Source organism: Halorubrum sp. SD41, assembly GCF_058630335.1.
Genome location: NZ_JBZVGZ010000003.1, coordinates 89,143 through 102,140, shown reverse-complemented (window position 1 = coordinate 102,140; position 12,998 = coordinate 89,143). Strand labels below are relative to the sequence as shown.

Annotated in this window: 17 protein-coding genes and 1 tRNA gene; 3 read left to right on the top strand and 15 right to left on the bottom strand. The window is 68.6% G+C overall.

From position 1 onward, the window contains the following. Positions 1 to 2 precede the first annotated feature (2 nt). From AC4NMM_RS01985 to AC4NMM_RS01925, 13 genes are all read right to left on the bottom strand, one after another. A complete protein-coding gene (locus tag AC4NMM_RS01985) occupies positions 3 to 401 on the bottom strand; it encodes a 50S ribosomal protein L14 (RefSeq protein WP_004597429.1) in 399 nt (132 codons plus the stop codon). Further along, positions 401 to 745 carry a 30S ribosomal protein S17 gene (locus tag AC4NMM_RS01980; protein WP_006114464.1) on the bottom strand — a complete coding sequence of 115 codons (345 nt, stop codon included), beginning with the start codon at positions 743 to 745 and terminating at the stop codon, positions 401 to 403. The genes AC4NMM_RS01985 and AC4NMM_RS01980 overlap by 1 nt, the downstream gene beginning before the upstream one ends. After that, entirely contained in the window at positions 736 to 1,194 is a 459-nt protein-coding gene (locus tag AC4NMM_RS01975; protein ID WP_096394491.1) for a ribonuclease P protein component 1, read from the bottom strand. Before AC4NMM_RS01975 ends, AC4NMM_RS01980 begins: the two co-directional genes overlap by 10 nt. A gap of 1 nt (position 1,195) precedes the next feature. Further along, on the bottom strand, positions 1,196 to 1,411 hold the full coding sequence (rpmC, locus tag AC4NMM_RS01970; protein ID WP_004597441.1) for a 50S ribosomal protein L29: 216 nt from the start codon (positions 1,409 to 1,411) through the stop codon (positions 1,196 to 1,198). Then, entirely contained in the window at positions 1,412 to 2,356 is a 945-nt protein-coding gene (locus AC4NMM_RS01965) for a 30S ribosomal protein S3 (protein WP_096394490.1), read from the bottom strand. After that, positions 2,356 to 2,820 (bottom strand): 50S ribosomal protein L22, encoded by a 465-nt coding sequence (locus AC4NMM_RS01960; RefSeq protein WP_096394489.1) that lies wholly within the window; start codon positions 2,818 to 2,820, stop codon positions 2,356 to 2,358. Before AC4NMM_RS01960 ends, AC4NMM_RS01965 begins: the two co-directional genes overlap by 1 nt. 3 nt (positions 2,821 to 2,823) lie before the next feature. After that, on the bottom strand, positions 2,824 to 3,249 hold the full coding sequence (locus AC4NMM_RS01955; protein ID WP_491923404.1) for a 30S ribosomal protein S19: 426 nt from the start codon (positions 3,247 to 3,249) through the stop codon (positions 2,824 to 2,826). Beyond that, positions 3,246 to 3,968: a 50S ribosomal protein L2 gene (locus tag AC4NMM_RS01950; RefSeq protein WP_026046261.1), complete on the bottom strand. Its 723-nt coding sequence runs from the start codon at positions 3,966 to 3,968 to the stop codon at positions 3,246 to 3,248. Before AC4NMM_RS01950 ends, AC4NMM_RS01955 begins: the two co-directional genes overlap by 4 nt. Position 3,969: 1 nt before the next feature. Beyond that, positions 3,970 to 4,224, bottom strand: a complete 255-nt coding sequence (locus AC4NMM_RS01945; protein ID WP_004597450.1) for a 50S ribosomal protein L23 — start codon at positions 4,222 to 4,224, stop codon at positions 3,970 to 3,972. Next, on the bottom strand, positions 4,221 to 4,967 hold the full coding sequence (gene rpl4p, locus AC4NMM_RS01940) for a 50S ribosomal protein L4 (protein ID WP_096394488.1): 747 nt from the start codon (positions 4,965 to 4,967) through the stop codon (positions 4,221 to 4,223). The genes AC4NMM_RS01945 and rpl4p overlap by 4 nt, the downstream gene beginning before the upstream one ends. 3 nt (positions 4,968 to 4,970) lie before the next feature. Next, positions 4,971 to 5,987: a 50S ribosomal protein L3 gene (locus AC4NMM_RS01935; RefSeq protein WP_491923403.1), complete on the bottom strand. Its 1,017-nt coding sequence runs from the start codon at positions 5,985 to 5,987 to the stop codon at positions 4,971 to 4,973. 4 nt (positions 5,988 to 5,991) lie between these two features. Continuing rightward, positions 5,992 to 6,858 (bottom strand): putative RNA uridine N3 methyltransferase, encoded by an 867-nt coding sequence (locus tag AC4NMM_RS01930; RefSeq protein ID WP_096396233.1) that lies wholly within the window; start codon positions 6,856 to 6,858, stop codon positions 5,992 to 5,994. Between the two features lie 156 nt (positions 6,859 to 7,014). After that, positions 7,015 to 8,289 carry a PQQ-dependent sugar dehydrogenase gene (locus AC4NMM_RS01925; protein ID WP_491923402.1) on the bottom strand — a complete coding sequence of 425 codons (1,275 nt, stop codon included), beginning with the start codon at positions 8,287 to 8,289 and terminating at the stop codon, positions 7,015 to 7,017. Positions 8,290 to 8,396: 107 nt separating this feature from the next. On the opposite strand from AC4NMM_RS01925, the gene AC4NMM_RS01920 reads away from it, so the two are divergent. Together AC4NMM_RS01920 and AC4NMM_RS01915 are read left to right on the top strand one after the other, a co-directional pair. Beyond that, positions 8,397 to 8,467 (top strand) — tRNA-Gly (locus AC4NMM_RS01920). A gap of 517 nt (positions 8,468 to 8,984) precedes the next feature. Further along, positions 8,985 to 9,827, top strand: coding sequence for an aldo/keto reductase (locus tag AC4NMM_RS01915; protein ID WP_491923401.1), 843 nt, complete (start codon positions 8,985 to 8,987; stop codon positions 9,825 to 9,827). A gap of 12 nt (positions 9,828 to 9,839) precedes the next feature. On the opposite strand, the gene gfo6 is transcribed toward AC4NMM_RS01915, so the two are convergent. Both gfo6 and AC4NMM_RS01905 read right to left on the bottom strand, forming a co-directional pair. Next, complete coding sequence (gene gfo6 / locus AC4NMM_RS01910; RefSeq protein ID WP_096394484.1) at positions 9,840 to 10,934, bottom strand: D-xylose 1-dehydrogenase Gfo6; 1,095 nt, start codon at positions 10,932 to 10,934, stop codon at positions 9,840 to 9,842. A gap of 85 nt (positions 10,935 to 11,019) precedes the next feature. After that, positions 11,020 to 11,553, bottom strand: a complete 534-nt coding sequence (locus tag AC4NMM_RS01905; RefSeq protein WP_096394483.1) for a redoxin domain-containing protein — start codon at positions 11,551 to 11,553, stop codon at positions 11,020 to 11,022. Positions 11,554 to 11,694: 141 nt separating this feature from the next. Between AC4NMM_RS01905 and AC4NMM_RS01900 the strand changes: the two genes are divergently transcribed. Next, positions 11,695 to 12,996, top strand: coding sequence for an RNA-guided endonuclease InsQ/TnpB family protein (locus AC4NMM_RS01900; RefSeq protein WP_096394482.1), 1,302 nt, complete (start codon positions 11,695 to 11,697; stop codon positions 12,994 to 12,996). Positions 12,997 to 12,998 lie beyond the last annotated feature (2 nt).

Genomic DNA, 12,998 nt, shown 5'->3' with positions numbered 1-12,998 from the left:
AGTTAGACGATCATCGTCGCGGTCGAGGCGATGCTCCCGAACCGTTCGGCGACCTCGCGGGCGACGGGGCCTTTGATCTCCGTGCCCCGCGGCTCCTCGAGGTCGTCGATGATGACGGCCGCGTTGTCCTCGAACTTCACGCGCGTGCCGTCCGGACGGCGGATCGGCTTACGCTGGCGGACGACGACCGCCTCCAGCACCTGCCGCCGCATCTCCGGGGTCCCTTTGGTGACCGAGACGGTCACCTTGTCGCCGATCCCCGCCTTCGGGTGGCGGTTCTTCGTGCCGGAGTAACCCGACACGGAGATGACCTTCAGCTCACGGGCGCCGGTGTTGTCGGCGCACGTGATCAGCGAGCCCTTCGAGAGCCCCTGCGTGACGTCGGCCTTGAGCGCCTCCATCACTGATCACCCGAGCGGATCTCGACGACGACGTGGGACTTCGTCTTCGAGAGCGGTCGCGTCTCCGCGATCGTCACTTCGTCACCGACTTCGAGCGAGTCGAGCACGCCCGGCACGTGGGCCGGGATGCGCGAGCGACGCTTCATGTACCGGTCGTATTTCGGTACGAACACGTCGTACTCTCGCTCGACGATGACGGTCTTTTCCATATCCGTCGACACGACCGTCCCCTCGCGGGTCTGGCCGCGGACGGAGAGCTGCCCGTAGAACGGGCACTTCTCGTAGTCGTAATCCTCCGGGTTGTCTGGCTCCGGAGGCGTGGGTACGTCGATTCCTATCGCCATTGTGTGGCACCTCGTTCGGTGCGTTCGGCGGGCCGATGCCGCAACCGATCGCCATCCACCGTCGCGTAGACCGCGTCTTTGCACTCGCCTCGTCGGCTCGCCGGACCCGCGCCGTCACCGGTGACGACGCTTTCGGACCCGGACGGGCCAGACTGACGGGGGCGGACCCCCGTAGTATCCGACCCGAGTTGGGACGCGGACCCCGGCGACTGTCCGTCGCCGGCGGCTTCATCTGTGCGAGCGGTCGGCGTCTCGACGACGCCGAACTCGAACGTCGCGCCCGACTTGGGCACGCGCTTGTCCCCCGACGCCGTCCGGACCACGAGGGTGCCGAACGTCTCGTCGAGCACGCGACCGGCGACGCCAACGTGGGCGTCGCTGTCGGCGTCGGCCACCCGAACCGGGAGGCCGACGAGCTCGTGTCGAACGATGTTGTCGGGGGAGATCATCTCACTGTTCGTCGTCGAAGTCGCCTTCTTCCGCCTGGATCGTCTTGATCCGCGCGATGGTCTTCTTCAGCTCGTTGACGCGGCCCGGGCTCTCCGGCATGCCGCCGGCGGCCCGCTGCGCCTTCGAGTTGAGCAGCTCGGTCTCGAGCTCTTCGAGTTCGACCTCCCGCTCCGCCGCGGTCATGTCGCGGATCTCGTCGGTGTAGAGGATCGCCATTTACTCGTCCTCCTCGGCTTCCTCGTCGGCCGCCTCCATCTCCGCGACGAGGTCGGCCGCCTCGGACTCGATCTCTTCGTCGAGTTCGTCGAGCTCGTCGGCGTCGACGTCCTCGTCGACCGGTTCCTCCGCGGCGACGTCCGTCGCCTCGTCGGCCGTCTCCTGCGTCTCCTCGACGACCTCTTCGACGACCTCCTCGTCGATGACGTCCGTGGGGTCCTCGTCGGGGACGTCGACGTCCTCGTCGTCGCCCACGTCGGGCACCTCCTCGGGCTCCTCCTCGAGGAGCGACTCGACGCCCTCGTCGGCGTCGGCGTCGACCGCCGCCTGCTCGACCTCCGGGACTTCGGCGTCCTCGCGGACGTCGAAGTCGTCCGGGAGCGTCGCGCCCGGCGGGATGATCTTCACGTTGACGCCGATCGTCCCGAGCTTCATGACGGCGACGCCCTGGCCGTGGTCGACGACCTCCTCGGCGGGCTCGCCGTTGTGCTTGATGTAGCCGCGGTTGAACTTCTCGACGCGCGAGCGCGCGCCGGTGACCTTCCCGCTCAGGACGATCTCGGCGCCCAGCGCGCCCGCGTCCATGATCCGGTCGATCGTCGTGTGACCGGCCTTCCGGAAGTACCAGCCGCGTTCTAAGGCGTTCGCGAGACGGTCCGCGACGATCTGGGCGTTCAGGTCGGGCTCGTCGACCTCCTGAACGTCGATCTGCGGGTCGTCCATGTCGAAGCGCTCCTCGAGCTCGGTGGTGATCTTGCGGATGTTCTTCCCGCCCTTCCCGATCACCATGCCGGGCTTTTCGGCCTTTAAGACGATCTGGGTGCCCATCGGCGTCTGGGCGACGTCCATCCCGCCGTAGCCGGCGCGGCCGAGCTCGTCCGCGAAGAACTCGTTGATCTGGGAACGGCGCAGGCCGTCCTCGATGAATTGGTGTTCGTCAGCCATTAGTTGTCAGCCTCCGGCTCCTCGATGATCAGTTCGACGTCCGCGAGGGTGGTGTTCCACTCCGTCGCGCCCGCGGCGCGGGGGTTCCGGCCGGGCCGCTCGCCGACCTTGTGGGGGGCGACGTGTTTGATGACCATCTCCTCGCCGTCGAACCCCTGTTCGTCGGCGTTGTTCCTGACGTTCTCTAAGAGCTTCAGGAAGTCCTTGGCGGCCTTCTCGGGGTACCGTCCCGCGTCCCAGCCGTCGATGTCGGAGCGGTGACCCGCGCCGGCGTTGTGCTGGCGCATCGGCACCGAGGTCTCCTCGTCGATCACTTCCTGGAGGAACTCCTCCGCGTCGGCGACCGTCTCGCCTTTGATCTCTCGGGAGATCTCCTTGCTGTCCTTCACGCTGATGGGCCGGTCGCGGAGCATCCCCTTGGCGGTGGTCTCCGGGTCGGCCTCGACGCTGTAGTTGATTCCCATGGGTTACTTGAGGGGCACGAACTTCGAGGACCGGGTCGCGCCGATGCCGGCCTGGCCGTGTTCGACGGTGCTTCGCGTCAGGTGGAACTCGCCCAGGTAGTGGCCGATCATCTCGGGCTCGACCTGAACGCGCTCGAAGCTGTGTCCGTTGTACACGGCGAAGGTGACGCCGACGAACTCCGGCAGCACCGGCATGTCGCGCAGGTGCGTCCGGATCGGGTCGTCCGCCGTCGTCTCCTTGTCGCGGCTCCGGACCGTCTCCAGCAGCTTCTGCTGTTCGGTGCCGAGTCCGCGAACGATGCTTCGCCGCTGGCGTGCGGGGAGCAGTTCCGCGACATCGTCTACGTCCATCTCCTGCAGCTCGTCGAGCGAGTGACCGCGGTAGGCGAACTCCTTGCCCTCGCGGCCGGTTCGGTAGTCTGAACTCATTTGTTGCCACCTCGTCCGGTGCGCTTGGATGCGATGTCACCGACCTTGCGTCCCGGCGGAGCGTTCCGCGAGACGGACTTCGGCTGGCCGGGGTGTTGGCGACCACCGCCACCGAAGGGGTGGTCGACGGCGTTCATCGCGACGCCGCGCACGCGCGGGTATTTGGTGCCGCGCGCCTTCATCTTGTGGTGCTTGTTGCCGGCCTTGACGAAGGGTTTCTCCGTCCGGCCGCCGCCCGCGACCACGCCGATCGTGGCGCGGCACTGGGGGTCGAGTCGCTTCACTTCGCCGCTGGGGAGCTGGACGACCGCGACGTCGCGGTCGTGGGTGAGAAGCGTCGCCGACACGCCGGAGGCGCGCGCGAACTTCCCGCCGTCCCCGCGGTTGCTCTCGACGTTACAGACCGGGACGCCCTCGGGGATCTCCGCCAGCGGGAGCGTGTTGCCCGGCTTGATCTCGGCCGAGACGCCGACCTGAATCGTCTCGCCCACGCGCACGCCTTCCGGCGCGAGCACGAGCCGACGGTCGTCGTCCTCGAACTCGACCTCCGCGAGGGGGGCCGAGCGGGCCGGGTCGTGTTCGATCCCGACGATCTCGCCGGTGATCGTGTCCACGTCTTCGAGCTTCTTGTGCGACAGTTCCGCCTTGTAACGGTGGGAGGGGGCCCGGAACGTCGGGCCGCCGCGTCCGCGCCGTTGTCCTTGAATTCGTCGTCCCATCTCAGAACACCCCGATGCGCGAGGCGATTTCGGTCGCGTCGTCGTCCGCGGACAGGGTGACGATCGCCTTCTTCTCGCCCTGCGGCGTCACCTGCGTGTTCACGTTGACGACGCCCACGTCGTAGCGCTCGGCGACCTCGGACTCGATCTCCGGTTTGGTCGCGTCCACGTCGACGAGGAACAGCAGCTTGTTGTTGAAGTCCATCTCGTTCATCGCCTGCTCGGTGACGATCGGATGCTCGATGATCGAGTTCATCGGTCCGCCACCTCCGAGACGGCGCTTTCGGTCCACAGCGTGAGTCGGCCCGGGTGCGCGCCGGGCGCGAGGTCCTCCGCGTTGACCTCGCGAGCGGTCGCGACGTCGACGCCCGCGAGGTTGCGGGCGGCGCGCGACGGCTCCTCGCTGGTGACGACGAGGACGGACTTGGGCTGGCGGTACTTGCGGCCGCGGGCCTTCCCCTGTCCGGCGCGGACGGAGCGGCCCTCCTCGGAGCGCTCGATGTCGGCGTCGACGCCGACGGCCTCGAGCACGCCCAGGGCCTCCTGGGTCTTCTTCAGGTCCTCGAACTCGTCGCTCACGACGAGCGGGAGGTCGAGGTCCTCGTCGAACGCGTGACCGCGCTCGGCGACGAGCTCGGCGTCGGTCGTGGCCGCGATGGCCGACCGGATCGCGAGCTGTCGCTCCTTGTCGTTGAGGCTCTTCGTCTGGTCCTTCTCGGCCTTCGGCGGGTGCGCGGCGCGGCCCGACACGGCGTGCGGGACGCGGCGGGCGACGTTCTCGGAACGTGGCACGTGCGCGAGCCCGCGGCCGGAGCCGAACGACTCGGCGGGCGTCCGCAGCCCGGCGAACTCGTCGGCCCCGTAGGCCTGCTTCCGGTTTGCCTGGGCGGCGCCGACCGCGCGACCGATGAGGTCCGGTCGGAACGCGGTGTCGAAGACGGCCGGCAGCTCGACGCTGCCCGCCTCGTCGCCGTCCAGGTCGTGTACTGTTGCGTTCATTGGTTATCCCTGGTTGGATTCGGTGGAAACGTACCGGACCTCGGGGTCGAGGCGCGGCTGGTCGTTCGGCCGGATGGCCGGGCGGAGTCGTAGCAGGCGCTGGTCCGGTCCGGGCAGCGAGCCCTTGACGAGCGCGTACTCGCCGTCGACCTCGCCGTAGTTGACGAAGCCGCCGTCGACGGAGGCGTCGTCGCCCTCGCCGAAGTCGATGAGGCGCTTGTTGAGCTCGGTGCGCTGGTGGTAGCCGGTCTGCCCCTGCTGGGGCACGGTGGAGCGGACGCGGGAGGGGTTCCACGGACCGAGGTTGCCGATCCGGCGCCGCCATCCCTGGCGGGCGTGTTTGCCCTTCCGCTTCTGAACGCCCCAGCGCTTGACGGGACCCTGCGTCCCCTTCCCCTTCGTGATGCCGGAGACGTCGGTGTACTGGCCGGCGCGGAAGACGTCGCCGAACTCGTGGGCGCCGCCTTCGGCGACCAGGTCCAGCGCGAAGTCGGCGCGCTCCTCTAAGGAGCCGCCGCCGACGCGCGTCTCCATGACGTCGGGCTTCTTCTTGGGGACGTTCGCGAGGTCCGAGGGGGCCGTGTGCGTGATGACGCGCACGTCGTCGACGACGTCGTCGTCGAGCAGCGCGCGCAGCTCGTCGGCGTCCTCCTCGAATGTTTCTTCGGCCGGGAGGTCGAGCGCGCGGTCGAGCTCCTCGTGGAACTCGGTCGCCCAGACCTCTTCGACCGGCTTCTGTCCGTACGGCGTGTCCTCGTAGGCTCGGACTGCGACGGCGTACATCTGCGGCGTCTCGACGACGGTGACGGGGACGGCCTCTTCCATCCCTTCACGCGGCGAGTTCGCCTCGTCGTTGACCATCATGACGTGGGTCATCCCGGCCTTGTAGCCGGCGAATCCCTGCAGCGCAGGGGCCCCGTCGTCGTCTGGCCACGAACGGATGCGCGGCACCTCGCTGTCTGCGCGGGTGCGCGGGCCGTAGCCCAGCGAGCCTTTTCGTGGTCGGCTTGGTTGTGGCATGTGTTTACTCCGTGAGTGTGAGCGAGCCGAGGGTCGCGAACAGAGCCTCCTCCGTCCGGACGACCTCGCTCGCCTGTGCCGGGATCGTGTTCAGCCAGAGGTCGAACCCCGGATCGGGTTCGACCGAGCGGCCGTCGGCGACGGCCGCCCGAATGCGGTCGGGCGAAAGCCCGAGCATCTCCGGAAGCCCCCGCTCGGGCGCCCCGAAGGCGACGGTGTAACCGCCGGCCTCGCGGGCGTCCGAGACGAGGTCGCCGAGCCGCGAGACGGAGAGCGATTCTCCGTGTCGCGACGTCGCGACGGCCAGTCCGTCGCCGGCGAGCGCTTCCGACAGGTCCGCGGCCACGACCTGGAAACCCTCCTCGGGCTTCCCGGCGATGCGGGCGCGGACCGGTTCTCTCGAAGAGACCCTGATGGTGACGCGCTCCCCCTGCTCGACCTCCATTCCGGAGGGGACGAGCAGGGAGATCGGGTGTTCCCGCAGCGGGGAATTGACCCGGACGCGGCCTTCAGGTCCGACCTCGGTCACGAGTCCCTGTGTTTTCGACTCTCCCCCGCTAGGGGTCGAGCCGGTCCGCCACGGCACGCGGAGCGGGGGGAGCACGCCGACGTACCGGAGCTCGTCGCGCTGCCCCCAGAGGTCCTTCCGGAGCTCCGGCGGCGTCGCGGCGTACCCCAGCACGGTGCGGACGTACTCCCCGCCCCGTCGGCCGTCGCCCTCCCGGTCGGGGAAGACGACGAGCCGATCCGCCCGGAACACCGCCGCCGCACGGGCGACGTAGCCGAGTTTGCGAGTCGCCTCGCGGTCGTCCTCGGCCTCCCGGACGACCGAAGACGGAACACATATCGTGAGTCCGTCTTCGGTACGCATCGTGGCGAGACTGTACCCCTCGATTCCGGACGCCACCGTAAAAGGATAGCGGTCCCGATTTTCGGCTGTGCCGCGTTCACACGGGGTCTGGCGGCCGAATCGCCCCACAGATCCGAGCGAACCATTCGCACGGATCGCTCTCGGGGCACCGAACTCTCACGCCGGAACGATCCGCGCGACCGGCGCGTCGACCGCGTCGACCGCGACGTACAGGTGGCCGGTCGTCGGCTCGACCGCGACCGCGCGCATCCGCCAGTCCCGGTCGTCGAGCAGCGGGTCGCGCTCGGTCACGGTCGCGTCGAGGCCGTCGCCGTCGACCGTGAACCGCCCGAGGTACTGCGCCGCGAGCGTGCCCGCGAACAGGTCGCCGCGCCACTCCGGGAACGCGTCGCCGTCGTAGAAGACGGCCCCGCTCGGCGGGAAGCCGCCGGAGCCGCAGGGCCAGTAGTGGACCGGCGCGATCACGTCGTCGCGTTCGTCGTGGCCCGGCGCGACGGGGTCGTCCGTCCCGTAGCGGCACGCCTCGCTCGCGATCGGCCAGCCGTAGTTGCCGCCGCGCTCGACGACGTTGATCTCGTCGCCGTCGCGCTCGCCGTGCTCGCACTGCCAGAGCGCGTCTGTCTCGTGTCGCACCGCCATCGCCTGCGGGTTGCGGTGGCCGTAGCTGTAGAGCGCGTCGGCCGCGTCGGGGTCGTCGACGAAGGGGTTGTCCGGGTGGGCGCCCCCGTCCGGGGTCAGGCGGAGCGTCGCGCCCAGCTCGTTCGACCGGTCCTGCGAGACGTGGTCCGGCCCGAAGTCGGTGTCGCGCCGGTCGCCGACCGTGACGAACAGCGACCCCTCGGGGCCGAACGTCGCCCGCGATCCGAAGTGGAGGTTCGTGTCGCGGAACGGCTCGGCCGCGAAGATCGCCTCGAAGTCGTCGAGTGCGGGCGCGTCGTCGTCGAGCGAGAGCCGACCGACGCCGACGTGGGTCGTCGCGCCGTCCGCGCCGTCGCCGGCGGGCGAGTCCGCCGCGGCCGCCGAGTAGGTGAGGTAGGCGCGCGCGTCGTCGGGGTAGTCGGGGTGGACCGCGACGTCGAGCAGCCCGCCCTGGCCCTCCGCGAACACGTCGGGTGCGCCCGCGACCGCCTCGACCGTCCCGTCCGCGGGGTCGACGAGCGAGAGTCGGCCGGGCCGTTCGGTGACGAGCAGGCGGCCGTCGTCGGGCAGGAATGCGAGCCCCCACGGGTTCTCGAACCCCTCGGCGACGGTCTCGACCGCGTAGTCGACGTCGCCGCCGTCGTCGGGCGGGGCGTCGACGGGGTCGTCGGTCCCGTCGCCGCCGGTGTTGCCGAGACAGCCCGAAAGGGTCGGGAGGGCGGTCGCTCCGGCGAGGCCGCCGGCCGCGCGGAGGGCGGTGCGTCTGTCGATGCGGTCGGGGGAGTCGGCCATCGTTCGAGTTCGGGTCTACATGCGGACGCGGCACCGATGACCCTTCCGCCGACCGTCGTTCGGAACCCTTATATCTCCGACCCGGGCTACGATCGAATGCGAAGCACGCACCGGTAGTGTAGTGGTATCACGCAACCTTGCCATGGTTGCAACCCGAGTTCAAATCTCGGCCGGTGCATTTCTCGAACGTAGTGAGAGAAATCTCCGCGAGATTTGAACGCTATCAGTCATTTATAAACGGGCGACGGGACGACGGAACACTCCGCCAAAATCCCGGTACTTTGCTTATAAATGGATGCCAGCAGATCGGCTGCGAACCCCTCCAAAGCCCCAGCCGCGAGGGCTCGCGCGGCTCGCTGCGCTCCTCGGTCGCTCACTTCGTTCGCTCCCTGCGGTGCTTGCGTCGCCGTGCTTCGCCCTCGCGACTGCCCCTTTGAGTCCCGCCCCGCACAGCAACCGCACCTCACGCCTCCCCAGCCTCGTCGGTCGCCGTCGCTTCGCTCGGCGACCGACTCCCTCGCGCGTGCTGCTCGGCCGCGGAGCGGCCTCGCAGGCACGCGCCACCGCCTGTCATTTATAAACTGCCGAGCAACTCCGCCTGCGATTTAAATACCGCTACGCAGTCATCGAGAACCGCGACCGAGGCGGGTTCCCCGACCGGTAGTTTCAATCGGCGATCCCCCGAAGGCGTTCGTGTGACCGTACCAACGAAGACGCTGCCGAGCGGCGCAGAGCTGCCGGCGCTCGGACTCGGCACGTACGACCTCAACGACGGCGAGACGGCCGACAGCGTGCGCGCGGCGCTCGACGCCGGGTACACGCACATCGACACGGCCGAGGGGTATCACAACGAGGCGGCCGTCGGCGACGCGCTCGCCGCGAGCGGCGTCGACCGCGAGGACGTGTTCCTCACCTCGAAGGTGCTCGCGAAGAACCTCAACTACGAGTCGGTGATCGACTCGTGCGAGGCGTCGCTCGACCGGCTCGGGGTCGACTACATCGATTTATACCTCATCCACTGGCCCAACCCCGCCATCTCGCTGCGCGAGACCCTCCGCGCGATGGCGGAGCTGCGCGACCGCGGGCTCGTCCGCGACGTCGGCGTCTCGAACTTCAGCGCCTACCAGCTGAGCTGCGCCCATCACGTCTCGGACGTGCCGATCGCGGTCAACCAGATCGAGTTCCATCCGTGGCTCCAGCGACCGGACCTCGTCGACTACTGCCGCGAGTCCGACACCGTGGTCGAGGCGGCGGCGCCGCTCGCGCGGACGGACGTGTTCGGCGACGAGGTCGTCGCCGAGCTGGCGGAGAAGTACGACAAGCACCCGGCGCAGGTCGTGATCCGGTGGGCGGTCGACCGCGGCGTCGTTCCGCTCCCGCGCTCGTCGACCCCGGACCACGTCCGAGCGAACGCCGAGACGGACTGGAAGCTCGACGACACCGACCGGCGCCGCCTCGACGAGCGCGACCGCGACGCGCCGGTGTACGACACCCCGGCCCGCGACTGGACGAGCGACGTGTACGGGATCGAGCAGTAGCCCGAAGCGGAATCAGTCTCCGTCGAGCACCACCGGCTCCCCCGCCTCGGCCGACTCGTAGACGCCGGCGAGCGCCTCCATGTCCGTCAGGGCGTGCTCGCCGTCGGCGTGGAACGGCTCGCCAGCGAGGAGCTGGTGGCCGAAGTACGCGAACTCCGCTTCGATCTGGTGGACCTGGTCGAAGTCGAGGTCGACCCGGGTCCCGTCGCGGACGACCGCGAACCCGCGGTCCTCGCGCTCGTAGAACGCGGGGTCTAAGATTAGTCGGGCCTCCGTCCCGGTGACCTCCAGCCGGCTCGCGTGCTGTGCGTTCTGACTCACCGTACAGAAGGCGTCGACGTCGCCGGGGAACTCCAGCCGGAAGGTGGCGTGCTCGTCGACCTCGGCGAACGCCTCGTGCTCCGAGCGGGTGCGGCCCGACACCCGGACCGGGTCCTCGCGGAGGACGAACCGGGTCGTGTTGAGCGGGTACACACCGAGGTCCATGACCGCGCAGCCGCCGGAGAGCTCGGGGTCGAGCCGCCACTGGTCCGCGTCGCTGCCGAGCTCGCCCAGCATCGTCTGCGACATCGTCGCGTGGACGCCGACCACCTCGCCCGCGACGCCCGCGTCGAGGAGGTCGCGGAGCCGCCGGACGGCGGGGTCGGTCTGCATCCGGTAGCCGACCATCAGCGGGACGTCGGCGTCGCGGCACGCCGCCACGAGTCGACGGGCGCGCTCCGGCGTCACCTCCAGCGGCTTCTCGCAGAGGACGGCCTTCCCCTGCGCCGCGGCGGCCTCGACGTACTCCAGGTGGGTCGCGTTCGGCGTGGCGATATAGACCGCGTCGTACGCGTCCGCGGCGTCGCCGGCGCGGAACGCCTCGGGCGTCACGCCGGTCACGTCGCGCTCGGCGGCGACCGCCTCGACGGCCGCGGCGTCGACGTCGGTGACGACGGCCGCCTCGGTATATGCCGACCGCGCGATGCCGGGCAGCGCCCACTCGCGCGCGAACCAGCCGAGGCCGACGACCGCGACTCGCACGGGGTCGGTGACGGCGCCGGGGTCGAGCGTCTCCCAGTCCCGGCGCGTGAACTCGTCGAGGTACTCCGCGAAGGCGGCATCCATATCCGCCCCTCCGTCCGGGGGCGTCAAATAACCCCGCAGGTGCCCGCGGCCGGGCGGACCCGCCGGACCGGCGGGCTCGACGATGTCACCGCTCCCAGTCCGCGTCGTACTCCACCCGCGGGCGGTCGGCGTCGACCCCGACCTCGCGGAGGGTCTCGGTCGCGCGCTGAACCGGGGCCGGGTCGGCGCGGTCCAGCGCGTCGTCGGTCGCCTCGGCGAACCGGACCGTCCAATCGCCGTCGACCACGACCGTCGCGCGGCGCGGGATCTCGGAGTGGCCCTCCCACGACTCGGCGAGCAGGTCGTACGACTCGGCGACGCCGCCGTGGAAGTCGGCGACGACGGAGAACGGGAGGTCGAACCGGTCGACGTACGCGAACGCCGCGTACAGCGAGTCGCCCGTGAGCGCGGCGACGGCGAGGTCGTCGCGGGCGCTCCAGCCGGCGTCGCGGACCGCGGCGAACTCGGCCGTACACGTCGGCACGAACGTCGCGGGCGCGAACAGCACGGCGACCGCCTCGTGCGCCTCGACGAGCCGGAACAGCGCGAGTTCGGCGGCGCTCCCGTTCGAGACGGCGGGAGTGGCGAAGTCGGGCGCGGTGGCTCCCTCGTCGATCACAGAGGAACGAGGAAGAAGCCCACGGCTTCAACCGTGGGAGGAATCCGACACTCCCCGCAACATACCACGAGCGATAGCACCCTGACTCCCCACTACCAGTCGCAGAATTTATGAACAAATAGATTAATATGTGAGATACAGATGGGGGATGTGATTCGCACCGTCAAAGTCAAACTCGACGTGCCCGACGAGCGGTGCGACGACCTCCATCAGACCAAAGAGCAGTTCCTCCACTGTGCGAACACGACCGCAGCGTGGGCGTGGCGACATCCGGACGAGCATTGCGTTACCTCGAAACAACAGGCCGAAAACGCGCTCTACGACCGAATTCGCGACGAAACGGAGTTAACGGCGAACCTCGTTCAGAAGGGAATTCGACGCGCTATCGAGGCCACGAAAAGCGGTGTCGCCCGACTCAAAAAGGGCAAAACTACCAGCCAACCGCACTTCGACGCGTGGAGCGTGGTCTACGACAAACGCAGCGCGACGTTCCACCGCGACCACGTCTCTCTTTCCACGGTGAACGGGCGCGTCGAGTGTGAGTATATAATCCCTGACGATCCCGAGGGAACACCGATCGGCGAGTACCTGCTGAACGGGGACTACGAGTTCCGGATGTCCACGCTCCAGTACGACCGCTCGAGTGAGGCGTTCTACCTCCACGCGCGAATGCGCCGCACCACAGACGAACACGAGCAGTCCGCGGCTGCGTCTTCTGACGCCAAGCACAGAACAGTCCTTGGCGTCGACTTGAACGTGGACGGCTCGCTCGCCGTGACGTCGACGGGCGCGTTCATCGGGAACGCCGACGAGATGAATCATCGACGCCGCGAGTTCGAGAAGACGCGCGGGTCGATGCAACAGACGGGTACGCGGTCGGCACACCTGTCGATCCAGTCGATGGACGACCGCGAACACCGCTGGATACAGGACGAACTCCACCGTGCTTCCAACCAGATTCTCGACGAAGCTCGCGATCACGGGTGTACACACGTCGCGTTCGAGAACCTGACAGATATCCGTGATCGGATGGCTCGTGCGAAGAGATTCCACGCGTGGGCGTTCCGGCGCTTGTACGAGTACGTCGAGTACAAAGCCGAGATGCTCGATATCGAAGTCGAGCAGGTGAGTCCCGCATATACGTCTCAGCGGTGTTCGAAGTGCGGCTTCACGCACGAGAGGAATCGGCGCTCGAAACACCAGTTTGCGTGTCAGAAGTGCGAGTACGAGCTGAACGCGGACTACAACGCGAGCAAGAACACCGCTCGGAAACTACTAAAACGTCTCCACTCGGGGCAGACGTCTTCGAGTGGAGGCGCACCCTGTCAGTGTGCGCTGAAGTCAGGGACGCTGAACCTGAACGGCGGATTCACCGCTAGCGTCGATTCGACGACAGAAGGGGAGTCCACTGACAAGCCCACGACTTCAGTCGTGGGTCACTGACG

What these genes read in the sequence shown, in the direction of transcription:
- AC4NMM_RS01985 (WP_004597429.1), bottom strand. Translation starts at nt 401, where the DNA reads ATGGAGGCGCTCAAGGCCGACGTCACGCAGGGGCTCTCGAAGGGCTCG.
- AC4NMM_RS01980 (WP_006114464.1), bottom strand. Translation starts at nt 745, where the DNA reads ATGGCGATAGGAATCGACGTACCCACGCCTCCGGAGCCAGACAACCCG.
- AC4NMM_RS01975 (WP_096394491.1), bottom strand. Translation starts at nt 1,194, where the DNA reads ATGATCTCCCCCGACAACATCGTTCGACACGAGCTCGTCGGCCTCCCG.
- rpmC (WP_004597441.1), bottom strand. Translation starts at nt 1,411, where the DNA reads ATGGCGATCCTCTACACCGACGAGATCCGCGACATGACCGCGGCGGAG.
- AC4NMM_RS01965 (WP_096394490.1), bottom strand. Translation starts at nt 2,356, where the DNA reads ATGGCTGACGAACACCAATTCATCGAGGACGGCCTGCGCCGTTCCCAG.
- AC4NMM_RS01960 (WP_096394489.1), bottom strand. Translation starts at nt 2,820, where the DNA reads ATGGGAATCAACTACAGCGTCGAGGCCGACCCGGAGACCACCGCCAAG.
- AC4NMM_RS01955 (WP_491923404.1), bottom strand. Translation starts at nt 3,249, where the DNA reads ATGAGTTCAGACTACCGAACCGGCCGCGAGGGCAAGGAGTTCGCCTAC.
- AC4NMM_RS01950 (WP_026046261.1), bottom strand. Translation starts at nt 3,968, where the DNA reads ATGGGACGACGAATTCAAGGACAACGGCGCGGACGCGGCGGCCCGACG.
- AC4NMM_RS01945 (WP_004597450.1), bottom strand. Translation starts at nt 4,224, where the DNA reads ATGAACTCGATCATCGAGCATCCGATCGTCACCGAGCAGGCGATGAAC.
- rpl4p (WP_096394488.1), bottom strand. Translation starts at nt 4,967, where the DNA reads ATGAACGCAACAGTACACGACCTGGACGGCGACGAGGCGGGCAGCGTC.
- AC4NMM_RS01935 (WP_491923403.1), bottom strand. Translation starts at nt 5,987, where the DNA reads ATGCCACAACCAAGCCGACCACGAAAAGGCTCGCTGGGCTACGGCCCG.
- AC4NMM_RS01930 (WP_096396233.1), bottom strand. Translation starts at nt 6,858, where the DNA reads ATGCGTACCGAAGACGGACTCACGATATGTGTTCCGTCTTCGGTCGTC.
- AC4NMM_RS01925 (WP_491923402.1), bottom strand. Translation starts at nt 8,289, where the DNA reads ATGGCCGACTCCCCCGACCGCATCGACAGACGCACCGCCCTCCGCGCG.
- gfo6 (WP_096394484.1), bottom strand. Translation starts at nt 10,934, where the DNA reads ATGGATGCCGCCTTCGCGGAGTACCTCGACGAGTTCACGCGCCGGGAC.
- AC4NMM_RS01900 (WP_096394482.1), top strand. Translation starts at nt 11,695, where the DNA reads ATGGGGGATGTGATTCGCACCGTCAAAGTCAAACTCGACGTGCCCGAC.